We start from the raw sequence: 20,903 nt of genomic DNA on the forward strand, positions 1-20,903 counted from the left end.
ATGGAATTGCGAGACATGCTACAGATCCTGGCCAAGCAGGATGGCTCCGACCTCTATCTCTCCACCGGCGCCCCCCCCTGCGCCAAGTTCAACGGCGCCCTGCGCCCCCTGAACGAGGTGCCGCTCGAGCCGGGCGAGGTGGCCAGGATAGCCGCCGAGCTCATGGACTCGGAGCAGAAGCAGCAGTTCGAGAAGGAGCTGGAGATGAACCTCGCCATCTCCCTGCCCCAGATAGGCCGCTTTCGGGTCAACATCTTCAAGCAGCGCAACGAGGTCTCCCTGGTGGCGCGCAACATCAAGACCGAGATCCCCCGCTTCGAGGACTTGAAGCTCCCCCCCGTGCTGCTCGACACCATCATGGAGAAGCGCGGTCTGGTGCTCTTCGTCGGCGGCACCGGCTCTGGCAAGTCCACCTCGCTCGCGGCCCTCATCGACCATCGCAACCGCAACAGCGGCGGCCACATCATCACCATCGAGGATCCGGTGGAGTTCGTCCATCGCCACCGCAAGAGCATCATCAACCAGCGGGAGGTGGGGGTGGATACCCGCAGCTTCCACGCGGCCCTGAAGAACACCCTGCGCCAGGCGCCGGACGTCATCCTCATCGGGGAAATTCGCGACCGCGAGACCATGGAGCATGCCCTGGCCTTCTCCGAGACAGGCCACCTTGCCATCTCCACCCTGCATGCCAACAACGCCAACCAGGCGCTGGACCGCATCATCAACTTCTTCCCCGAGGAGCGCCGCCCGCAGCTGCTCAACGATCTTGGCAACAACCTCAAGGCCTTCGTCTCCCAGCGGCTGGTGAAGACCACCGATGGCGGCCGCCGGGCGGCGGTGGAGGTGATGCTCGGCACCCACACCATTCGCGATCTCATCAAGCGCGGCGAGTTTGGCGGCCTCAAGGAGATCATGGAGAAATCCAGGGCCCTTGGCATGGTCACCTTCGACAGCACCCTGTTCGATCTGGTAGTGGAGGGGGTGATAGACGAAGAAGAGGCGGTCAAGAACGCAGATTCCCAGAACAACCTGCGCCTCAAGATAAAACTCTGGCGCGAGAAGGGGCAGATAGGCAACAGTGCGGCGGCCAGCGGCTGGAGCCTGGAGCCCACCAAGGATGATAACAACGATCTCTTCTAGTCAGGCGCAGCCCTCCCCCGCCATACCCGGCCGCCCTCGCGGCCGGGTGTTCAACAAGAGCACGGCGGCTCCCCCCCCCCTCCCTCTGCCCTCTGCCCCTTATTCGACCACCCACCGAGCCCCCATTTGATTGGCAATGGCGCGCGCTCACAAAAATGACAAAAAAAACAGTTTTAATACCCACACCCGGGCTGAAAACCCTCAAGAAGGCCCCAGCGGAGGCACCATTGAGGAGGTATATCAATAAAGGGGTATTCAATGTTATACAACCAGCCAACACAGCAAGGTCCAGACAAAGTTATTGAACGAGACCATGGCGTTGGTGTTAGCCGGGGGGCGAGGAAGTCGGCTCCAGCAGTTGACGGACAACAGGCAAACCGGCCGTTCATTTTGGCGCAAGTTCCGCATCATCGACTTCGTCCTCTCCAATTGCATCAACTCGATCCGCCGGATCGGCGTGGTCACCCAGTACAAGTCTCACAGTCTGCTGCGTCACCTGCAGTCGGGCTGTCCTTCCTGCGCTACCAGATGATCGAATTCATCGAGCTGCTGCCGGCCCAGCAGCGCATTGACGAGGTCAGCTGGTATCGCGGCACCGCCGATGCGGTCTACCAGAACATGGACATCATTCAGAGCACGGCCCCAAATATGTGGTGCTGGCGGGGGATCACATCTACAAGATGGATTACGCCGCCATGCTGCTCGATCACGTCAACCTGCAGCCGGGTGACGGTGGCCTGCATCGAAGTGCCGCGCCAGGAGGCCAGCGCCTTCGGCGTGATGGCGGTGGACGAGAGCCGCAAGATCAACGCCTTCGTCGAGAGCCTCGCCGACCCGCCTCGCCATGCCGGGCAACCCGACACCGCGCTGGCCTCCATGGGGTCTACATCTTCGACGCCGACTACCTCTATCAGCTGCTGGAAGAGGATCTCGCCAACTCGCAGTCCCACCACGATTTTGGCATGGACGTGATCCCGCGGGTGGTCAAGGAGGGCACTGCCTATGCCCATCCGTTCAGCCTCTCCTGCGTCGGCTGCTGCCCGCAAAAACGCCTCTACTGGCGCGATGTGGGGATCAGACTCCTCTGCAGAAATATGGATATCCCGGCTCGGTGGACCCCGAGCTCGACATCTACGATCAGACTGGCCCATCTGACCAGCCAGAAGATGACGGCCCCCGCCAAGTTCGTGCAGGATCAGAACGGCCAACACGGCATGACCATCAACTCCCTGTTCGCCGGCGGCACTATAGTCAGCGGCTCCTTCATCGTGAGCTCTGTACTGTTCAACAACGTGGTCGACTCCTCTGCACCCTGGATCGCGGTGATCTCTTCCCGGGTCGAGATCGGGGCCGGTTGCCGGTTGCGCCGGGTGGTGATCGACAAGGGTTGCCGGCTGCCGGAAGGGCTGGTGGTGGGGAGAACGCCTGCGAGGATGCCCCCGGTCTTTTCTCGCGCCGGGGGGGGGGCAGGGGGCGGCCCCCCCGGGGGGGGGGGCCGGGGTTGGGGGCCCCGGCGCCCCCCCCCCCCCGGGGCGGCAACAAACACAAAAAAGGAGCCCCGCCAGTGGCGGGTCTCTTGTTGTCAGCCGACGCTCTCTGGCGGCAGAGCGCTCAGCGCTGCTGTACCAGGCCGATCCGGCCGGGTTCGCACCACTCGAACATCACCTCCTCGCTCTTGCCGCAGCAACTGCCGCCGCACACCCGGGTCTCCCGCTTGGTGACGCGGCCCTTGCGCATCCAGACGCCGAGCATGGCCTCCACCGCATCCTCCGAGGTGTGGAAGTGGCGGGCCAGCTCCCGCCGGCTCACCCTCTGCTGCGCCGCCAGATAATCACCCAGCTCTCGCAATATCATGGCGTGACCTCCTCTTGATGGGGACATCCCCTCGTTTGCGCCCTCACAGAGTCACCACCTTGCGGGCGACTATGTCCCCGTGGCGGCGACCGAACCACCACAGCAGCGCCAGGGAGAGCCCGTAGCTCAGGGTCCAGAGCAGGCTCTGCTCGGGGTGAGCGGCAAAGGTCGCCAGCTGGTAGAAGAGGGTGGCACACATGAAGGCCATGTAGTTGCACCAGGCGGCGGTGAACAGGGCCCACTGACGGCCGGTCTCCCGCACCAGGGCGCCCATGGCGGCGGCACAGGGCATGTAGAGCAGCACGAACAGCAGGTAGGCGAAGGCACCGGCCGCCCCGTCGAAGTGGGTCTGCATGTTGCCATAGGTGGAGGTATCCACCTCCTGGGCCTCGGCGGCCGCCTGCTGATCGGCCAGCTCCCCGACCTTGAGCCCCATGGGATCGGCGGGATCTATGTCCGCCAGGTTGGCGGGAATGGTGGCCAGCGCCTCCTTCAGGCTGCCGAGCAGGGAGTATTCACTCTCCTCCTCGTCACCGGTGCTGCCGGCATAGAGGCTGTTGAGGGTGGCGACCACCGCCTCCTTGGCGAAGATGCCGGTGAGGATGCCGACCGTGGCCTGCCAGTTCTCCTCCCGTATCCCGATGGGGTGCAGTACCGGGGTCACCGACTGGCTGATCTTGCTCAGCACCGAGTCTTCCTGATCCTGGTTGCCGAAGCTGCCGTCGGTGCCCAGCGAATTGAGCACGCTCAGCACCGCCACCATCAGCACTATGGTCTTGCCCGCGCCGAAGATGAAGGCCTTGAGTTTTTGCCAGGTGCGCAGCCCCACATCCACAGGACGGGGCCACTCGTAGTCCGGCATCTCCATCACCATGGAGTCGCTCTTGCCCGGCAGCAGGGTGCTGCGCAGGAAGAGGCCGGTGAGCACCGCCACCAGTATGCCGAGCAGGTAGAGGCCGAACACCAGGTTCTGGCCCGATTCGGGGAAGAAGGCTACCGCGAACAGGGCATAGACCGGCAACCGGGCGCCGCAGGACATGAAGGGCGCCATGGCCGAGGTCATCAGCCGCTCGCGCTCCGACCCCAGAGTGCGGGTCGCCATCACCGCGGGCACGGTGCAGCCAAAGCCCATCAGCATGGGGACGAAGGCCTTGCCGGGCAGGCCGAGGCGGCGCATCAGGGCATCCACCACGAAGGCGGCGCGGGCCAGATAGCCCGAGCTCTCCAGCACGGCGAGGAACAGGAAGAGGCAGCCCACCACTGGGATGAAGGTCGCCACCGTCTGCAGACCGGCGCCGACCCCGTCAGCGAGCACGGCCCCCAGCCAGTCGGGTGCCGACACCAGCCCCAGCAGGTGGTGCACTCCGTCCACGAACAGGGCGCCCCCCAGGATGTCGAAGAAGTCGATGAAGGCGCTGCCCACCTTGATGGCGAACATGAACATCAGGTACATCACCAGCAGGAAGAAGGGGATCCCCACCCAGCGGTTGAGCAGCATCCTGTCCAGCCGTTCGCTCTGGGCGACGGTGAGCTTGTCCTGATGGCGGCATGCCTGCTGGCACCAGTGGTGGATGTGGCCGTAGCGCAGGTCTGCCAGTTGCAGATCGATGTCCTGGGCGTGGTGGGCGCGGCTCACCACGTTGTCGGCCGCCGCCTGCTGACCCGCCGCCAGGGTCTCCTGCATGGCAACGTCCTCCTCCAGCAGGCGCAGGGCACGGCCGCGGTCACTGAGGTGGTGAGGGGCGAGCAGGGTCTCGAGCTCGGCGATGTCGGCTTCCAGCGGCTGACCGTAATCGAGCACCAGGGCAGGCTGGGGCTGGCCGATGAACCGGTGGATCTGCTCCTTGAAGGCCGCCACCTGCTGGCGATTGTGGGCCGAGAGCGACACCACCGGGCAACCGAGCGCCTGGCCGAGCAGCCCCTCGTCTATGGTGATGCGGCGCTTTTGCAGCAGATCCATCTTGTTGAGCACCACCACCATGGGCAGGCCCAATTCCCGCAGTTGCAGGGTGAGATAGAGGGAGCGCTCCAGGTTGGCGGCATCGATGACGTTGAGCAGCAGGTCCGGCTGCTGGCCCTGCACAAAGCGACTGGCGATCTGTTCGTCCAGGCTCGCCTCCTGATTGGCCAGGGAGTAGATACCGGGCAAGTCCATCAGAGTGTAATCCTGCCCCTTGGCGGAAAACTCGCCCATCTTCTTGTCGACGGTGACCCCGCTCCAGTTGCCCACCTGCTGGCGGGCACCGGTCAGGGCGTTGAACAGCGAGGTCTTGCCGCTGTTGGGGTTGCCTACGGTTACCAGGGAGTAGTTCATACCGGTTCGACCTCGATTTGCTGGGCCAGGCTCTTTTGCATGGAGAGGCAGATGCCCTGGCACTGGATCTGGAGCGGATCCCCCAGGGGGGCCGCCCGCAGATAGAGGATCTCGGTCTGGGGCAGGAGCCCCATCACCATCAGCTTGCGTCGCAAGGTGCGGCCAAGCTGGTTCATGTTCTTGATACGAGCACGCTGCCCCGGCGACAACTCTGTGAGTACCATGACGGGCTCCTGAAGTTAAACAAGAATAATTCGCTTTTAGTGGGGAGGATTATAAGCTGTGCCCTCAACATTTATTTGCGTAAAATCAAACTCCGCTTAGCTAACCGACAAAGTATTGCCATGAGTCACGACAACAACAGCCGCCTGGTCTACAGCACGGACGGCGGCATCATCAAGGAATCCGCCCCCACCCAGAGCGCCTCCCCCTTCCCCGCCGACGGGGTCGTGCGCATCCGCCGCGAGACCAAGGGACGCAAGGGCGCCGGTGTCATCACCATCCACGGCGTGCCGGCCGAACAGCAGAAAACCATCGCCACCCTGCTCAAGAAGAAGTGCGGCACCGGCGGCGGCCTCAAGGAGGGGATCATCGAGATCCAGGGGGACAAACGGGACCTTATCAAGGCCGAGCTGGAGAAGGCCGGCTTTCAGGTCAAGCTGGTGGGCGGCTGATCCCCCTGCCACACGCCTTGCTTCGGAGGACGTTTTTCCCTAGAATGCCGGCTCCCATCGAGGGGGAGTAGTCTCGCCACGGGTGCCAACCCGGTGCGCGATCCTGATCAACATACTTGGTGCCAACTCACCATGGTCAGGGTGATCCGGGCAATGCCGGATTTGACAAGACCTTTGACGGGCCAGTGCCAATACCGGGGACGGATGGCGCAGGCTTGTCTCTGGTTTATAACAATTCCGTCCCCCGGTCATTTTTATGGAAGCCTTGTTAACCTCAACCCTGAGCGTGGCCATCGCCGAGATCGGCGACAAGACCCAGCTCCTGGCGTTGCTGCTCATCTGTCGTTTTCGCAAACCCTGGCCCATCATCGCCGGCATGCTGGTCGCCACCCTGCTCAACCATGCGGGGGCCGCCTGGATAGGGGAGTTCATCAGTCGCTGGATGGATCCCAAGGTGATGACCTGGCTGGTCGCCGGCGCCTTCATCGCCATGGCGGTCTGGATCCTGGTGCCGGACAAGATGGAAGATGAAGAGAGCTCGCTCGACAAATACGGCCCCTTCATGGCCACCTTCGTGCTCTTCTTCATCGCCGAAATCGGCGACAAGACCCAGATAGCCACAGTGCTGCTGGCGGCCAAGTACGACTCCCTGACCCAGGTCATCGCCGGCACCACCCTCGGCATGATGCTGGCCAACGTGCCCGTGGTGCTGCTTGGCAAGCTGGGAGCCGACAAGCTGCCCCTCCAGGGGATCCGCATCGCCTGCGCCATCCTCTTCGTGGGCCTGGGCGCCAGCACCCTGATCTTCGTCTGACCCACCAGCAACGAGGGGACGGGATGGGCGTGAGCACCCATCCATATCCCCGTCTGCCCGTCATCAGAGCCCCCTCCTCCCGGTCGGGGCTTTTTTGTTACTCATGCCCTGCCCCTGTCGCATCAGCGCCACCGGGGTCTGCCCCGGGACGCGGCGCCGTGCCATAATGCCTTATCTCTCAGGCACGACGGCTTCAGGAGCCTCGCCATGCACCTCACCTCAAGACAGACCCTGCTCGACTGGGTCAGACGCGGTCGTCTCCCCCGGGAGTCATTGCCCGCCGCCCTCGCCCTGTGCGATCTCCCCCCGACCTCGGTGCGCTGGCAGTGGCTGTTCGACAGGCTGCTGCTCTGGCTCGGCTGCCTCTGCCTGGGGGCGGGCCTGGTGTTCTTCGTCGCCTTCAACTGGCAGGCCCTGGGCCGTCTCTCCCGCCTCGCCCTGCTGGAGCTGCCCCTGCTCGCCATGCTGCTGGTGCTCTGGCGCAAGCCCCTGGCCGACACCCCGCGCCAGGCCCTGCTGCTGGCCCTGGCCCTCAACATAGGCGCCCTGCTGGCCCTGGTGGGTCAGACCTACCAGACAGGTGCCGATCCCTGGCAGCTCTTCGCCACCTGGGCCCTGTTGCTGCTGCCCCTGGCGGCGCTCGGCAGGAGCCCCCTGCTCTGGACCCTCGCCTGGCTGCTCGGCCAGCTGGCGCTGGTGCTCTACTGGCGCCTCGGCCTCATCGACCTCTTCTTCTCCTTCGATGAGGAAGCCCTCGGCTGGTGCCTGACCCTGCTCAACGCCGCCCTCTGGGGGGCGCTCATCCTGGCCCCAGCCCGGCTCGCGCTCATGCCCTCCTGGCTCCCGGGGCTGGCCGCCGGGCTCGGGGTTACCCTGCTGGCCCTGCTGGCGCTGTTCGATGCCGCCTCCCCCTGGGTCTGGCCCGCCTGGCTCGCCTGGCTGGGCGCCGCCTATCTGCGCTGGCACCACAGATTCATCGCCGGGCTCGCCATGGGGTGCCTGAGCCTTATCGCCGTCACCCTTGCGGCGCTGGGCAAGTGGATGGAGCCGGACATGAACGGCTTTTTGCTGCTATCCCTCATCGCCATAGGTCTCTCCGTGATGGCCAGCCGCTGGCTGCAACAACAACGGAGGCAGCATGTCTGATCTGATCCCCTGGCAGCACCTGCCAGCCGAGGCCCCTGTCGCCACCGGTCTCTCGATCCTCACCAACGGCTGGCTGCAACAGCAACGGAGGCAGCATGTCTGATCTGAGCCCTTGGCAGCACCTGCCAGCCGAGGCCCCTGTCGCCACCGGTCTCTCGGTCCTCACCAACGGCTGGCTGCAACAGCAACGGAGGCAGCATGTCTGATCTGAACCCTTGGGAGAGGCTGCGGGCCGCCCATCTGGTGGAGGGCGATGCCCCCCGGGACGAGCAACCGCACTGGTCGAGCCGTTTCCTGCTCGGCATGGTGGGCTGGCTGGCCGCCCTCTTCCTGCTGTTCTTCCTGTTCATGGCCTTCGAGAGCCTGGTCCGCGAGCCAAACCACGCCCTCGTCATGGGCACCCTGCTGATGGCCGCCGCCCTCGGCCTCAACCGCCTGGCCCGGCGCAGCGATCTCTGGGATCAGTTCGTGCTGGCGCTCGCGCTCGCGGCCGATGCCTGGCTGCTCTATGGCCTCATCGACCAGATTGACCCCCACTCGGCCCCGCTCTGGCTGGGACTGGCCCTGCTGTCGCTGGCCATCGCCGCCCTGTTCGAGCACTGGCTGGTTCGCCTCTTCCACAGCTTCGCCGCCGCCATCCTGCTGACCATGGGGCTCGCCTGCCTTGGCCTGCAACTGCTGGCCCTGCCGCTGGTGATGGCCGCCCTCACCTTCTGCTGGCTGCAGGCCGAGCGCGACCCAGAACGCCATTCGCTCTATGAATCCCTCACCCTGGGGCTGGCGCTCTCCCTGCTGGTGCTGGGGCGACTGCACCATCCCCTCTGGGACGGCGGCACCAGCGCACTCGACGAGCTCGGGCTCTCACGCTTGCCACTCTGGCTCAATCCCCTGCTCTGCGCCGCCCTGCTGCTCGCCGTCATGGTGAAACTGAAACTGCCGTTGCTCTATGGCCTGCCCCTGGTGGTGATCAGCGCCATCATCCCCGGCATGGGGGCCGGCGCCCTGGTGCTGGTGCTCGGCTTCTATGCCGGCAGTCTCGGGCTCATGACCCTGGCCGGCCTGCTGCTGCTCGGCTTTGGCTCCCTCTACTACTACGATCTCGGGCTGACCCTGATGACCAAATCCTGGCTGCTGCTGGGCTCGGGTGCCCTGCTGCTCGGCACCCGCCAGCTGTTGAAAATCCTCGGCAAGGAGATCGCCTCATGAGCCGTCTTGGACTCTTGCTGGCAGTCCTCGCCACACAGCCGGACTCCGGCCCCCTGTCGCAGCGCGATGGCCAATGGCTCAAACACCAGCATGGGAGCATCCCCTTATGAGACATCTTGCCCTCTTGCTGACCGCCCTCGCCACACAGCCGGGCTCCGGCCCCCTGTTATTCGGCGACAACCAAGGGCTCAAACATCAGCATGGGAGTATCCCCTTATGAGACGTCTTGGCCTCTTGCTGACCGGCCTCGCCATCCTGGTGGGCCTCAATGTCACCGTCTGGCGCTTCGAGCACGCCATAAGCAGCGGCGAAACCGTGCTGCTGGAGCTGGCCCCGGTCGACCCCCGCTCCCTGATGCAGGGGGATTACATGCGCCTGAGCTACGCCCTCGCCCGCCAGCTGGGGAGCCCGCACCAGGAGGGCGCCGCCACCCAGACCCTGGTCATCCGCCTCGATGAACAGCAGGTGGCGCAGCGCGTTGAGGGAGGCGCCCCCGACGCCCTGGCCCCGGACCAGCGCCTGCTGCAGGCTCGCTGGCAGCAGGGGCAGTGGTGGATTGGGCCGGATGCCTTCTTCTTCGAGGAGGGGACGGCCGCCCAGTACGAGCAGGCGCGCTATGGTGAATTCAGGCTGCAACCGGACGGCGCAACCCTGCTGGTCGGCCTGCGCGATCAGGCCCTCAAGCCCATAGGCCATACCCGTCCGGCCTGGTGATGGCGCGCGCTGTCACTCCCCCTGCTGCGCCAAGCCCTGGCACGACAACGGCGATTGTCCGCCCCTTCGGCTGGCGAAACCCCGTGGCTTGGCAACACTTGAAGCTGGGCACTCGGCAGCAGGACGGTCAGGATGAGAACAGGGATAGGAAGGATCAAGGGCAGGAGAGCCCTCTTGGCCACACTTTTAGCCACACTCTGGGGCGGGCCGGGGGAGATGGGGCAGGCCAGCGCCAGCCCGGCCCTTGGCAAGCTTCACTACCTCACCGAAGAGTACAAGCCCTATAACTTCACCGGGGAAGATGGCACCCCCAGCGGCTTTGCCATCGAGCTGCTGCACCAGGTGTGGCAGAAGACCGGCACCCCGCCCCAGGCGATCAGCATCCTCCCCTGGGCCCGGGGCTACTACCTGCTGACCCAGAAGCCCAACGTGGTGCTCTTCACCACCGCCCGCACCGAGGCGCGGGATCCCCTGTTCAAGTGGGCCTGCCCCATCGGCTATGCCGAAATCGTGCTGATGGGGCTGGCCAGCCATCCCCTCAAGCTCACCCGGCTGGAGGATGCCCAGCAGCACACCATAGGGGCCGTACGCGCCGACGTGGGGGAGCAGCTGCTGCTCAACAGCGGCTTCGACGAGCAGAAGATAATGACAGCCAACCGCCTCTCCCAGGCCCTGCGGATGCTTACCTCGGGCCGGGTCGACCTCATCTCCAGCAACAAGGCCACCCTGATGGATCTCATCCAGGCCCAGCAGCTGGATCCCGCCCTGTTCGAGGTGCGCTGGGTGCTGAGTTCGGAGCAGTTCTGCTTCGCCTTCAGCCATCCGGTAGACGATGCCCTGGTCAAGGAGTTCCAGCACGGCCTGACCCAGGTGCTGGCCAGCAGCGAGTTCCAGCGGATCCAGCACAAGTACTTCCCGGCGCCCTAGTGCCCATCGATGCCAGCAGAGAGGCCCGTTATGGGCCTCTCGCTTTCTGGGCCCGGCTCCCCTTGCTCAGCCCCTCCCTTGCCCGCCAGCCGCTTGAACTCCCTCACAAACACCATTGAATATCAGGTACTTGTCACCACAAGGGGTGACGTGGAGCGTCCCGTGCCCGTAAAATGGCGCCGGGAGTCTGTTGGCCCTCTTATCGGACAAGGGGTTGCGGCGCGCACCACGGCAGGCCGCCGGCCCCCCTTCCCCAGGCGCTCTCTCCCAGCACCCCAGCGTCCATGGCACCGGCATCGCGTTTGAACAGCTCAGGATTGAACATGCAAGGCACAGTGAAGTGGTTGATGAGTATCTCGGTTTGCGCCCTGCTGATGGCGTGCGGCGGCGACAAGACCACGGGCAAGGCCTGTCTTGGCGCCAACAATGACTCTCTGGTGGAGGGGATGCAGGACAAATGCAAGGCGGGCGACACGGTTGCCACCAAGCACCCGGCCTATTTCTGCGACTTCAACTACGCCGTCGCCTACAACAGTTACAACTCCGCCATCTGCGTCTACTCGGGGGCATTGAAACCGGAGCGCACCACCGAGAAGTCATGACCCGGGCAACCCCGCCAGGGGTGGCTATCAGGCAGCGGGGTGAGTGGCTCGAACCTTGTGGCTCTGGCCATTCGGGCCAAAATCGGGACTTTGGTCCGCTATTTGACCCGCATCAGGCGGTGGCGCTGCCCACCGAGCTCCAGCTGGACAACCTGGGAGCGGGCCATGGCATCGACCCGGGCCAGCATCTCGGCGCTGTAGCCCTTGCGGTGCATCCACTGCATGGGCTCCTCGAAACTGCCTTCGTTGACGATGAAGGTGTCGGTGTAGGCATCCTTGATGATGCTGACCACCCAGATGCGCTGCTGAAACTCACAGATCTCCGCAAAGAGGGTGGCCACTTTCGCCGCCAGGGCGCGGTAATGGCCGATAACAGGGTTTGCCATGGTAGAGAGTGCCTGTGTTGAGGGAGACGCATCCTAACATCCCGGGCGCGGGGGCAACAATGCGCGGCATCAAGGGCGCGGTGCCTGGCCTCATTCCCATAAATCGGGGCGCCCTGGATGCCAGGTGCCCCTCATCCCAGCGCGCGGCGCTGGCGCTTGACATCATACATGCGCGCATCGGCCTGGCGCAGGGCCTCGTCGACGCTGGTGTGCGCAGGGTCGACCGCCACCACTCCCACGCTGGCCCCTGGGTAGTGCAGCACCCGGGACTGGATCGGCAACTGCAGCACGCTGTGCTCGAACAGCCGACGCGCGAAGCACCGCACCGCCCCCTCGACCGTCTCCTCCCCCGGGATAGGGCCCATGCCCACGGCGACGAACTCATCGCCCCCCATCCGCGCCAACATGTCGCCACTGCGCAGGGCCGAGCCCAGTTGACGCGCCATGGTGGTGAGCAGCCGATCCCCCGCCTCGTGACCGTGGATGTCGTTAATCTGCTTGAAGCCATCGAGATCGATAAAGGCGATGAGCACAGGGTGCCCGGCCCGATCCGAGAGGGAGAACAACCGGGTCAGCTCCTGCATCAGGGCCCGGCGGTTCGGCAACCCGGTCAGGGGGTCGCAGAGAGCCTGGCGCGACAGTTCGTCGTTGGCCCGCTGCAACTGCTGCAGCAACTGCTCCCGCTCCACATGCTCGGCGATCAGCCGGGCGAAGAAGCCGATGAGCTGCTCAGAGCCCGCCACCATGGGCTTGCGCTCGGCGCTGGCGGCGCACAGAGTGCCATAGAGGGAGCCGGACGAGGTGCGCACCGGGCTGCTCAGATAGGTGCGAATGCCCATGATCCTGGCCGCATCCGAATCGCCCCAGCACTCGGCCACGTTGTCGGTAAACAGGCGCCCCTCATTGATGGCCCGCCGGCACAGGGTATCGCTCCAGTCCACCGCCGCCCCCTCCGGGATCTGCAGCTCGGCCACGTTGCGGGCATAGCGAATATGCTGGGTACTCTGCCCCTCATCGATCTCGGTGAGATAGGTCGACTCCAGCCCGGTCACCGCCTCCAGCATCTCCAGCAGGGGCCGGGTCAGGCTCTCCAGATCCCGCGCCTGGGTGACCCGCTCCGACAGGGTCTGCAATATCTTGTCCATGCCGCTCTCCACTACCTGCATGTGATGGGCGACCACCTTAGCCAACTCGGGGCACGCCAGACAAGTGCGAGAAAGGGGTAGGCCGGGGAAATACCACCCCGTTCACACTTTGGCGCGCCCCCGCCAGGGCCTATGGCCCCACCCCACCCCGGGCGTGGGGCCATAACTTTGAACCAGCGCAAAAAACCTGTCGATTCTGACACTTGAGTCAGCAATATCCATGGATCGGGCCCCCTCGGCTCCGTAGGATGGGAGTGGGTGCCCGTTGGCCCCTTTTCCTAAGCCAGGGTCAGCGGCGCATTGTGGTAGCGACAGCCAGGGGCGGCAGCGACGGAATTTGGCCGGCTTCCCGGTTCTCGGCGGATGCCAGCCCGGCATCCCGCGCCTCGGCAAGGGGCGAGGATTCCATCCTCGATGGGGTTTCCGACGGCCCCGGGACAAGCAGGGTCGAGTAGGGTCGATTAGCGAAGCGTAATCGTCCGCGGTAACCATCCCCTCTCCCCTTGCGGGAGAGGGCTAGGGTGAGGGGTAGAGTAACGTCATTACCTTGAGGGATGTCGTTGGCCGTAGCATCGGCAAGGCTTCGCCATGCAGGACACGAGGGCGCTGCCCTCGACAGGGTTTCGCCCGCCCTTCGGGCTTGGGCGAGTGACTTTTCGTTGCGTGGCCAAAGAAAAGTCACCAAAAGAAAGGCCACCCCCACTTGTTCGCCCTCCTGCGTCGGGTTCCCTCGGTTCACTCGTTTGTCCCACGGCACGCGCCGATGGGCTTTGACCTTCGCCATCCCTGGCGTCGGTCAAAGTCCGCTGCGGACATCCTTGTCCTTGCGCCAAACCGGGCCGAGCCTTGCTCGTCCAATTCCGGTTTGGCCCCTGGCCCAGCGGCGCTCGCTCGGCGTCCTGCCTCGCGGCCTGGACAAACGGGCTCGCCTCGGCGAACAAAAGGGGGCTAAACCCAGCCAGCAGCCCAGAGGTGAAGCTCAGCTTGGCAAGGTGTGAAATGAATTGGAGGGGGAGTTACTCCCTTTTTCCGGTCCTGCCGCCGACAAGGCTGAGGCAAATTATCGCGCCGATACAACAACATGGTTAGTACAAATCACTTCATCAATGAGATTTTACAGTAAGTTTAATAACTCAGGTATAAACTGAAGGGTGTATTATATTTGACACCAAGCACGCAGCATTAAATAGTCATATTAATAATGCCTCAAGATTCTTTCACCAATATACAAGTTGCCACATCCACCCTGGATTTATACCAGCAAACGAACAATACAATATAGCCCTCAGGAATCACTATGAATAGAGCCCACAGCAGAAAACAAAAAGGAAAATCTATTTTAACTAAAACTCTAAAGTCAGGGCGTAATAGCTATGTTATTAAACAACAAATATTTGAAGAGTTAACACCTAAAGAAATATATCAAAACTTCCGTGAAATTAGTCAAAGCCATCATTTTTCCAATGCTATTGGTCTGACATGTAACAGGCCAATAAACGAGATGTACATAAGGAAATCACCAAGAGCAAATGTTAGTAAAAATCTAGCATGGTGTATAGCCTTAATTGAACACCACGCAGATAAAATAAAATTCTACTTAAAAAAGAAAAATGAAATTTCAGAAAATATTTTGTCTAGTGATATAGAGCATGCACTACGATTAGTTAACGAAATAGATGATCATTGTGGTTTATCTATTTGGTCTATTATAACTCATTCATCCCTAAACAACTTAAAAGAGCAACCAGAACAGACAGACTGTTCTGAAAAGTTCGGGAGACTTGAGAACAACAACTTTCTAAAGTATGTATTGTTTTACATTAATGGGTACTTCAATGATGATGAGATTTATTTCACATCAAAAGACACGCATAGAAATGATATAAAAAGATCCGCTCACCCATCAGTTAAGGATTTTTATTTATACCGTTTCTTTGATGTGAAAATGAACGATGATACTATTTTGGATGTTATATTTGGACATTGAAAAAACTCATCAATAGTAGATATCTTTCAACTTATAATATCTACTTTAGAGTATTTTGTTGTAACTGGGAAAGAATTCAGCGATACCTTTGACTATGAGATAAAGCATGTATTGAAAATGCTTGAGTTAGTTGGGTATGACACAGTCTGTAATCGCAACAGGCTTTTTCGGTAGAGATAAAGAGCCTAAAATCGAAGATTCTTATATCTCGATAGTTGATTTATACACAGCGGGCGATTATCAACGAGTAATTGAATTATTCAACGTATCTAAAAAATCATTTTCTGACTTTTGCCTAATCGAAATCGTTTCAAAATCATATTCAAGAGTTGACACTGAACTAGATAATGAATTTATGTCAAAAATAGTAAAGCACATGTCTAATGTTCTAGAGAGAAATAAGGATTATGAAAAGTCTCTAGGAATTTTGGCCTGTATTTCTAACTCCCTGAGAACAATGGATTGGTTCAAACAGCTCCGTCATTTTGCAGAAAGGAATCACCTAATACATCATCAAGAGAAAGGCTTAACTTTGAAAAAGGAATTCACTTATTTTCATGTGTGAACACGCTTCAAAAAGCATATTTTATATAAAGACAATGTAAAGGATCGATACTTTCAAATTTTAAGCTCTAACTATGAGAGTCCACTATCGCTTAATCTAATGCTTAGTCAAGAATATGATTACTTCATTATAAAGGAGGATGAATTCAAAAGCAGTATTCACATAAATAGATTCGAAAAATTCCAAGCTATAAAGATGATGAACAATAGAAATTATCTTGATGCAGAAGTTGTATCTTCTTCTTTAATTTCTGACAGTGATAGGTTATTAAAAATTGAGGTTATAAGGGAGCTGACAAAATTATATATTCTTTCCAGATCACATCTGAAAGCCCTTTCTATATTTGTTGAGTCCTCATTATTTAATGATAAGTTGTTTTCAATTTTTGATACTAGAGATACTTTTCAGCAATTGAAGCTCTGTACAAGATATAAGCACAATCGAACTCCCAATTGCATACGCTTTACATTCACAGTTTGTAGATGAATCTACGACTTAGTTTGAAGTTTTTCGAGAACTTTTTAACACTAAATAATTTTATATTTCCGACAGAACTATTTGGTAAGGAATCAACTTTGGAAAAGATAAATTACATTACTTTCTCCGTTGGGTTTGCACTACAGAAGTTATGAAGCTTTATTTAAATTTCGATACGGCTAGACAGATATAAGAACGTGGTGATTAGAAATTGCAACATTACTGATAAAGAAGATAACGATGACCTGCAATTTGGAAATTAAGCAAATAAATAAAAACCTAATCGTAAGAAAAGCAGTAAAACAAGTTGAGAACAGTCGCATATATGTAGATGCCGCTGTCTTTAAAGGAAGAAATCTACTCCATATCGTTCTTTGTTTGATAGATATCTAGAGCTACTCCCAAATCAGCAAATACGTCTGATGAAGCACAATACAATGATATTTATCAAGTTTTTTCCCTTAATAAGAATAACCAAAAGAGTATTGGAAAAGCTTGTCAATTATTTATCTTCCTGATACCAAGTTATCACCAAAAAATGCAACCTTCTTGAGTTTAGCAAAGTTAATGAGGGCTGAGTTCACATTTGGTGAGAAGGGAATAAATAATTATCTCAGCACAAGAATTCGCCATGGCGTTTTACCAACAGCTATCCGGAAATCTTCGCTTACAGAGGGCATATATACCCCAGAGCAGTCTAGAATAGAAGATTATGTTGGAGAGCTTACTTGCTAAAGCGAATTTAACAGTAACTGAAAGTGATATTGAAAGCTTATGGAAAATAGCTAAATCATTTACGAAAACCTTGAAAATGAAATTTCACTTTTTAATGATAAAAACTACAAATTAACACATTAGAAGGCGGAGCTGGAAAATAAAAATAAAGATGAGGCTATGTTTAACTACTCAGTATCACCTTTAAACATATGCAATCCAACAAGAACTTCCATTATCTCCTACATACGATGATTTCTTGAGGGTTATTAAGTGGACGGCTATGGTTTAGAACTGATTTTATTTTGATCATGAAAAGGTTGTATACGAGATAAATTTACTACACACTTAAATTCAATATTTGAAACATATACAAAGGAAACTAGAGCGCTGAAATATCCAGAGGAGCAAAAGCAAGTTTTACTAATGCTATTAGAAGAGCTAAAAATAACTTGCAAAGTGACCTTGCTCTTTGTGTGCTCATGGTTTGAACATGGTGGACTCCGAAGGTGATGGTCAGTTTGAACTATCCACTGCAATAGAGATAGCAAAAAGGTCATTGAGTATTCCTTTAATATTGTCAGAAAAATTTGAAATTCAAATTCAGCAAAAAAATGTTTCATATTGGGTTGACGTATTCTTTCATTCTTTTGAAAATGCTATATTCAAGTCACATTTAGAGAAAATGATGTCTTGCTTGTAGATATAGAAAAGATCAATGATTTGGTGACAATAACAGTATCAAACAAAACTAAACCTATTGAGAAATATGAAATAGAGAACTTTAATCTCGATTTTTATCGCAATGCTTACGGCGATGAGGAATTAACTCGGGATGCAATTCAAGGTGAAGGTGGTACAGGTTTCTTCAAAATATGGAAAATTATGATGAGAGACCTAAATATCAAACATGATTAGCTTTTGGATATAAGGAAAATAATATGTTTTCAGTATCATTAACTTTTCAATATGGATAAAATATAATATGAAAAATCTTGATCGTTGAAGACCAGATAGAAAAGAGCAAAGAAATTGAGCTGTTTTGCCGTTCCTTTTTTCCAATAATTGAAAGTGTTGCTGTATTTCAATCTTTAAGAGGTGGTCTACGTTCATTAATATCAAATACTTATGACTTAATTTTCCTCGACATGAGCATGCCCAATTTTGATCCGAGTTCAGATGACCCGCTTGGAGGCACACCAGAAAGTTTTGCAGGTAAAGAATTCTTGGCCCAGATGAAGCTTAGAGGGGAAAATATTCCAGTTGTAATTATTACGCAATATCAGACCTTTGAAGAAGGCCAAGTAGATTTACATAGTATTGATAGTTACTTAAAAGAAACTTATGCCGATTTTTATTTGGGTGCTATCTATTATAGTTCCGCAGATAAAGAGTGGGAGATTAATTTGGCAAACCTACTTAATAGAGCATATTTAAATGAGTGACGTGAACATTTTAATAATAGATGATAACTATGATAAAATATCTCTTGTTGGGGCCGAAATTAATGGTCTTGAATACGTCAAGCTGGAGCAAAGAAATAATGTCAAAGATGCATTGTCATATTTAAAAACAAGAGCGTGCGATATTTTAATAGTAGATATTGTTTTGCCCAAGATATTAGGTGAGGTACCAGTAGATGGCGCAGGAGTCGAACTTATTGACATGTTATTTAAAAATAAAATATACAATCACCCATTGGCAATTATTGCTGTGACATCTCATCACAGTACTTATGAATGTAATAAAAATAAAATAGAGTGCTTTGGCGTTCCATTTATTTATATTGAACCACTCTCCAATCCACTTAAAACAATCCTCAATAATAAAATCAAATACTGTTTGAATTTTAAAAGCAAAATTCAAGTACATTCTTCCTCAGCAGAGGTAATATCTAAAGATGACATAGATAAAATCACTGTAAGATGGTTGTTGTGTCACGTCACGCTGGGACAATGGAGCGCTATCTTAGGCGTCGTTATTAGCATCTTTTCACTTGGAGTCAATATTGGCCAAAGCGATTGGTATCAAAAAACATCAAGTGGCATTAACAATAATGAAGAGCAAATAACACAACCAATGAAAGAAAAACCATAACCCTGAACTGGGGTTTTATTTATTTTACCTAAACAGCACCCCATTCTGCATGCCCCTTACGTTACTGCTCGTCGGAGGTGAAATAGGTGTGAATGATATTAACCAAAGCCACGGGCAGGCACGGTATTGGTTCCCCCTGCAAACCGCCGAGTCGAGTTCAACGGGTCAGGAGCGCCATCAGGGATGATGGCGCAGCCGCAGTCGGCATAGGGGCCAAAGCGGATCAGGGCGAGCACTGCTCGACCCCGATTTGGCGCAAGAACAGGGAGGTTCGAAGCGGGCTTTGGCCAAAGCCATGGATGGCGTAGGCCAAAGTGCCGTCTGCGGCGCTCCGTCCGACCCGTTGGACGAGACGAGGGAACCCGCGAAGCGGGTGGTTTGCCAGGGGAGAAGACCTTTGGTGTTATTTGCCAAAGAGAGCGGGTCTTTCCAAAGTCACTCGCCCCAGCCCGAAGGGCGGGCGAAACCCCTTCGAGGGCAGCGCCCTCGCGTCCTGCATGGCGAAGCCATGCCATGTAGGCGTTGGATGACATTCCGCTAGGGAATGACGTTAGCTCCCCTCACCCTCGCCCTCTCCCCCAAGGGGCGAGGGATCAGAGCCCAGGCCACCGAGGCTCAAGAGGTGTCGAAGGAAAAGCCACAAACAAAAACCGCAGCCCAAGGGCTGCGGTTTTTTTATTGGGTCAACCTGTTGGCGCGAGCAGCGCCACCGGCCTTAGGCACGGCGCCAGCTGGTCTTGCCGGCGCTGTCTTCCAGCACGATTCCCATCTCGGTGAGACGGGCTCTAGCGGCGTCGGCGGCGGCCCAGTTCTTGTCGGCACGGGCCTGATTGCGCTGGGCGACCAGTTGCTCGATCTCGGCCACTTCGTCGTCCGCTTCATTGCCCTTGAGGAAGGCGTCCGGGTCTTGTTGCAGGATGCCGAGCACGGCGCCCAGTTCCCGCAGGCGGGCACCCAGGCCAGCGGCGACAGCGATGTCTTCGGCCTTCTGGCGGTTGATCTCGCGCACCAGGTCGAACAGGGCGGAGTAGGCTTCCGGGGTGTTGAAGTCGTCGTCCATGGCATCGACAAAGCGGGCCACCTGCTCGTCGCCACCGGCGGCGGCAGCCACCGGCAGATCGCGCAGGGCGGTGTACATCCGCTCCAGGGCTGCGCGGGCCTGCTTCAGGTTCTCTTCCGAGTAGTTGAGCTGGCTGCGGTAGTGGCCGGACATCAGGAAGTAGCGCACGGTTTCGGCGTCAAAATGGGCCAGGACGTCGCGGATGGTGAAGAAGTTGCCAAGGGACTTGGACATCTTCTCCTTGTCCACCATCACCATGCCGCTGTGCATCCAGGTGTTGACGTAGTCGCCACCGTGTGCGCAGCAGGACTGGGCGATCTCGTTCTCGTGGTGGGGGAACTGCAGATCCGAGCCGCCGCCGTGGATGTCGAAGTGGTTGCCAAGGTGCTTGGAGTTCATGGCGGAGCACTCGATGTGCCAGCCGGGGCGACCCGGGCCCCAGGGGCTGTCCCAGGTCGGCTCGCCGGGCTTGGACATCTTCCACAGCACGAAGTCCAGCGGGTTGCGCTTGGCTTCGACCACGTCGACCCGGGCGCCGGCCTGCAGCTGCTCCAGATCCTGACCGGAGAGCTTGCCGTAGTCGGCGAAGGACTCGACGATGAACATGACGTCGCCGTTGTCCGCCACGTAGGCGTGCTCTTTTTCCAGCAGGGTTTCGACCAGGGCGATGATTTCACCAATGTGCTGGGTGGCGCGGGGCTCGATGTCAGGGCGCAGCATGCCGAGGGCGTCGAAGTCCTGGTGCATGTCCCCGATCAGGCGCTCGGTGAGGTCGTCACAGGTCACCCGGGTCTCGGCGGCGCGCTTGATGATCTTGTCATCCACGTCGGTGATGTTGCGCACATAGGTGAGATCGTAACCGGCGTAACGCAGGTAACGGGCCACCACGTCGAAGGAGACGAAGGTGCGGCCGTGGCCGATATGACAGTGATCGTAGATGGTGACGCCACACACATACATGCCCACCTTGCCCGGGTGGATAGGTTTGAATTCTTCTTTTTGACGAGTGAGTGTGTTGTATATCTTCAGCATCTTATGACCACTGCCTGTGAGTAAAATGGCCTGACATTCTAACCGCATC

The 20,903-nt window shown here is 57.1% G+C and carries 22 protein-coding genes; 16 read left to right on the top strand and 6 right to left on the bottom strand.

The annotated features are described in order from the left end of the window. The 4 genes from tapW to ACWPWQ_RS07055 all read left to right on the top strand — a co-directional run bounded on the left by tapW (position 1) and on the right by ACWPWQ_RS07055 (position 2,861). Positions 1 to 1,140 (top strand): type IVa pilus ATPase TapW, encoded by a 1,140-nt coding sequence (tapW, locus tag ACWPWQ_RS07040; protein ID WP_106886444.1) that lies wholly within the window; start codon positions 1 to 3, stop codon positions 1,138 to 1,140. Positions 1,141 to 1,453: 313 nt separating this feature from the next. Next, positions 1,454 to 1,672 carry a sugar phosphate nucleotidyltransferase gene (locus ACWPWQ_RS07045; protein ID WP_454009389.1) on the top strand — a complete coding sequence of 73 codons (219 nt, stop codon included), beginning with the start codon at positions 1,454 to 1,456 and terminating at the stop codon, positions 1,670 to 1,672. Further along, positions 1,669 to 2,112, top strand: coding sequence for a sugar phosphate nucleotidyltransferase (locus ACWPWQ_RS07050; RefSeq protein WP_454009390.1), 444 nt, complete (start codon positions 1,669 to 1,671; stop codon positions 2,110 to 2,112). Before ACWPWQ_RS07045 ends, ACWPWQ_RS07050 begins: the two co-directional genes overlap by 4 nt. Beyond that, positions 2,058 to 2,861, top strand: coding sequence for a hypothetical protein (locus ACWPWQ_RS07055; protein ID WP_454009431.1), 804 nt, complete (start codon positions 2,058 to 2,060; stop codon positions 2,859 to 2,861). Before ACWPWQ_RS07050 ends, ACWPWQ_RS07055 begins: the two co-directional genes overlap by 55 nt. On the opposite strand, the gene ACWPWQ_RS07060 is transcribed toward ACWPWQ_RS07055, so the two are convergent. Genes ACWPWQ_RS07060 through ACWPWQ_RS07070 form a run of 3 tightly spaced genes read right to left on the bottom strand, consistent with a single transcriptional unit; the run spans position 2,752 to position 5,532 of the window. Then, the gene (locus ACWPWQ_RS07060) at positions 2,752 to 2,994 is read right to left on the bottom strand and encodes a FeoC-like transcriptional regulator (protein WP_139436654.1); all 243 of its coding nucleotides are present in this window, start codon (positions 2,992 to 2,994) and stop codon (positions 2,752 to 2,754) included. The two genes, ACWPWQ_RS07055 and ACWPWQ_RS07060, sit on opposite strands and share 110 nt — an antisense overlap. A 43-nt stretch (positions 2,995 to 3,037) precedes the next feature. Further along, positions 3,038 to 5,308, bottom strand: a complete 2,271-nt coding sequence (feoB, locus tag ACWPWQ_RS07065) for a Fe(2+) transporter permease subunit FeoB (RefSeq protein ID WP_454009391.1) — start codon at positions 5,306 to 5,308, stop codon at positions 3,038 to 3,040. Beyond that, positions 5,305 to 5,532: a FeoA family protein gene (locus ACWPWQ_RS07070; protein WP_163149209.1), complete on the bottom strand. Its 228-nt coding sequence runs from the start codon at positions 5,530 to 5,532 to the stop codon at positions 5,305 to 5,307. Before ACWPWQ_RS07070 ends, feoB begins: the two co-directional genes overlap by 4 nt. A gap of 120 nt (positions 5,533 to 5,652) precedes the next feature. Between ACWPWQ_RS07070 and ACWPWQ_RS07075 the strand changes: the two genes are divergently transcribed. From ACWPWQ_RS07075 to ACWPWQ_RS07105, 7 genes are all read left to right on the top strand, one after another. Then, positions 5,653 to 5,982 carry a stress response translation initiation inhibitor YciH gene (locus tag ACWPWQ_RS07075; RefSeq protein ID WP_454009392.1) on the top strand — a complete coding sequence of 110 codons (330 nt, stop codon included), beginning with the start codon at positions 5,653 to 5,655 and terminating at the stop codon, positions 5,980 to 5,982. A gap of 256 nt (positions 5,983 to 6,238) precedes the next feature. Further along, positions 6,239 to 6,796, top strand: a complete 558-nt coding sequence (locus ACWPWQ_RS07080) for a TMEM165/GDT1 family protein (protein ID WP_247626520.1) — start codon at positions 6,239 to 6,241, stop codon at positions 6,794 to 6,796. 207 nt (positions 6,797 to 7,003) lie between these two features. Continuing rightward, entirely contained in the window at positions 7,004 to 7,942 is a 939-nt protein-coding gene (locus tag ACWPWQ_RS07085) for a DUF2157 domain-containing protein (protein WP_454009393.1), read from the top strand. 198 nt (positions 7,943 to 8,140) lie between these two features. After that, a complete protein-coding gene (locus tag ACWPWQ_RS07090) occupies positions 8,141 to 9,148 on the top strand; it encodes a DUF4401 domain-containing protein (protein ID WP_454009394.1) in 1,008 nt (335 codons plus the stop codon). A gap of 216 nt (positions 9,149 to 9,364) precedes the next feature. Continuing rightward, complete coding sequence (locus ACWPWQ_RS07095) at positions 9,365 to 9,862, top strand: GDYXXLXY domain-containing protein (RefSeq protein WP_454009395.1); 498 nt, start codon at positions 9,365 to 9,367, stop codon at positions 9,860 to 9,862. A gap of 216 nt (positions 9,863 to 10,078) precedes the next feature. Further along, entirely contained in the window at positions 10,079 to 10,789 is a 711-nt protein-coding gene (locus ACWPWQ_RS07100; protein WP_265437570.1) for a substrate-binding periplasmic protein, read from the top strand. 347 nt (positions 10,790 to 11,136) lie between these two features. Next, positions 11,137 to 11,391 carry a hypothetical protein gene (locus tag ACWPWQ_RS07105; protein ID WP_041204490.1) on the top strand — a complete coding sequence of 85 codons (255 nt, stop codon included), beginning with the start codon at positions 11,137 to 11,139 and terminating at the stop codon, positions 11,389 to 11,391. A 98-nt stretch (positions 11,392 to 11,489) separates the two neighbouring features. On the opposite strand, the gene ACWPWQ_RS07110 is transcribed toward ACWPWQ_RS07105, so the two are convergent. Together ACWPWQ_RS07110 and ACWPWQ_RS07115 are read right to left on the bottom strand one after the other, a co-directional pair. Beyond that, positions 11,490 to 11,777: a hypothetical protein gene (locus ACWPWQ_RS07110; RefSeq protein ID WP_265437572.1), complete on the bottom strand. Its 288-nt coding sequence runs from the start codon at positions 11,775 to 11,777 to the stop codon at positions 11,490 to 11,492. Positions 11,778 to 11,908: 131 nt separating this feature from the next. Further along, a complete protein-coding gene (locus ACWPWQ_RS07115) occupies positions 11,909 to 12,922 on the bottom strand; it encodes a sensor domain-containing diguanylate cyclase (RefSeq protein WP_454009396.1) in 1,014 nt (337 codons plus the stop codon). Between the two features lie 1,297 nt (positions 12,923 to 14,219). Here ACWPWQ_RS07115 and ACWPWQ_RS07120 point away from each other — a divergent pair. The 5 genes from ACWPWQ_RS07120 to ACWPWQ_RS07140 all read left to right on the top strand — a co-directional run bounded on the left by ACWPWQ_RS07120 (position 14,220) and on the right by ACWPWQ_RS07140 (position 18,762). Continuing rightward, positions 14,220 to 14,909: a hypothetical protein gene (locus ACWPWQ_RS07120; protein WP_454009397.1), complete on the top strand. Its 690-nt coding sequence runs from the start codon at positions 14,220 to 14,222 to the stop codon at positions 14,907 to 14,909. Between the two features lie 136 nt (positions 14,910 to 15,045). Next, a complete protein-coding gene (locus ACWPWQ_RS07125; protein WP_454009398.1) occupies positions 15,046 to 15,474 on the top strand; it encodes a hypothetical protein in 429 nt (142 codons plus the stop codon). A 1,884-nt stretch (positions 15,475 to 17,358) separates the two neighbouring features. Then, on the top strand, positions 17,359 to 17,583 hold the full coding sequence (locus ACWPWQ_RS07130) for a hypothetical protein (RefSeq protein WP_454009399.1): 225 nt from the start codon (positions 17,359 to 17,361) through the stop codon (positions 17,581 to 17,583). 77 nt (positions 17,584 to 17,660) lie between these two features. Then, positions 17,661 to 18,110, top strand: a complete 450-nt coding sequence (locus ACWPWQ_RS07135; RefSeq protein WP_454009400.1) for a response regulator — start codon at positions 17,661 to 17,663, stop codon at positions 18,108 to 18,110. After that, positions 18,103 to 18,762: a response regulator gene (locus tag ACWPWQ_RS07140; protein ID WP_454009401.1), complete on the top strand. Its 660-nt coding sequence runs from the start codon at positions 18,103 to 18,105 to the stop codon at positions 18,760 to 18,762. The genes ACWPWQ_RS07135 and ACWPWQ_RS07140 overlap by 8 nt, the downstream gene beginning before the upstream one ends. Before the next feature lie 715 nt (positions 18,763 to 19,477). Here ACWPWQ_RS07140 and cysS read toward each other — a convergent pair. Next, complete coding sequence (cysS, locus tag ACWPWQ_RS07145) at positions 19,478 to 20,854, bottom strand: cysteine--tRNA ligase (RefSeq protein ID WP_454009402.1); 1,377 nt, start codon at positions 20,852 to 20,854, stop codon at positions 19,478 to 19,480. Positions 20,855 to 20,903: the final 49 nt, after the last annotated feature.

The organism is Aeromonas sp. Marseille-Q7275 (assembly GCF_965119515.1).

Excerpts from the sequence above, each read along its gene's own strand:
- tapW (WP_106886444.1), top strand. The coding sequence starts at position 1 with ATGGAATTGCGAGACATGCTACAGATCCTGGCCAAGCAGGATGGCTCC.
- ACWPWQ_RS07045 (WP_454009389.1), top strand. The coding sequence starts at position 1,454 with ATGGCGTTGGTGTTAGCCGGGGGGCGAGGAAGTCGGCTCCAGCAGTTG.
- ACWPWQ_RS07050 (WP_454009390.1), top strand. The coding sequence starts at position 1,669 with ATGATCGAATTCATCGAGCTGCTGCCGGCCCAGCAGCGCATTGACGAG.
- ACWPWQ_RS07060 (WP_139436654.1), bottom strand. The coding sequence starts at position 2,994 with ATGATATTGCGAGAGCTGGGTGATTATCTGGCGGCGCAGCAGAGGGTG.
- feoB (WP_454009391.1), bottom strand. The coding sequence starts at position 5,308 with ATGAACTACTCCCTGGTAACCGTAGGCAACCCCAACAGCGGCAAGACC.
- ACWPWQ_RS07070 (WP_163149209.1), bottom strand. The coding sequence starts at position 5,532 with ATGGTACTCACAGAGTTGTCGCCGGGGCAGCGTGCTCGTATCAAGAAC.
- ACWPWQ_RS07075 (WP_454009392.1), top strand. The coding sequence starts at position 5,653 with ATGAGTCACGACAACAACAGCCGCCTGGTCTACAGCACGGACGGCGGC.
- ACWPWQ_RS07080 (WP_247626520.1), top strand. The coding sequence starts at position 6,239 with ATGGAAGCCTTGTTAACCTCAACCCTGAGCGTGGCCATCGCCGAGATC.
- ACWPWQ_RS07085 (WP_454009393.1), top strand. The coding sequence starts at position 7,004 with ATGCACCTCACCTCAAGACAGACCCTGCTCGACTGGGTCAGACGCGGT.
- ACWPWQ_RS07090 (WP_454009394.1), top strand. The coding sequence starts at position 8,141 with ATGTCTGATCTGAACCCTTGGGAGAGGCTGCGGGCCGCCCATCTGGTG.
- ACWPWQ_RS07095 (WP_454009395.1), top strand. The coding sequence starts at position 9,365 with ATGAGACGTCTTGGCCTCTTGCTGACCGGCCTCGCCATCCTGGTGGGC.
- ACWPWQ_RS07100 (WP_265437570.1), top strand. The coding sequence starts at position 10,079 with ATGGGGCAGGCCAGCGCCAGCCCGGCCCTTGGCAAGCTTCACTACCTC.
- ACWPWQ_RS07105 (WP_041204490.1), top strand. The coding sequence starts at position 11,137 with ATGAGTATCTCGGTTTGCGCCCTGCTGATGGCGTGCGGCGGCGACAAG.
- ACWPWQ_RS07110 (WP_265437572.1), bottom strand. The coding sequence starts at position 11,777 with ATGGCAAACCCTGTTATCGGCCATTACCGCGCCCTGGCGGCGAAAGTG.
- ACWPWQ_RS07115 (WP_454009396.1), bottom strand. The coding sequence starts at position 12,922 with ATGGACAAGATATTGCAGACCCTGTCGGAGCGGGTCACCCAGGCGCGG.
- ACWPWQ_RS07120 (WP_454009397.1), top strand. The coding sequence starts at position 14,220 with ATGAATAGAGCCCACAGCAGAAAACAAAAAGGAAAATCTATTTTAACT.
- ACWPWQ_RS07125 (WP_454009398.1), top strand. The coding sequence starts at position 15,046 with ATGACACAGTCTGTAATCGCAACAGGCTTTTTCGGTAGAGATAAAGAG.
- ACWPWQ_RS07140 (WP_454009401.1), top strand. The coding sequence starts at position 18,103 with ATGAGTGACGTGAACATTTTAATAATAGATGATAACTATGATAAAATA.
- cysS (WP_454009402.1), bottom strand. The coding sequence starts at position 20,854 with ATGCTGAAGATATACAACACACTCACTCGTCAAAAAGAAGAATTCAAA.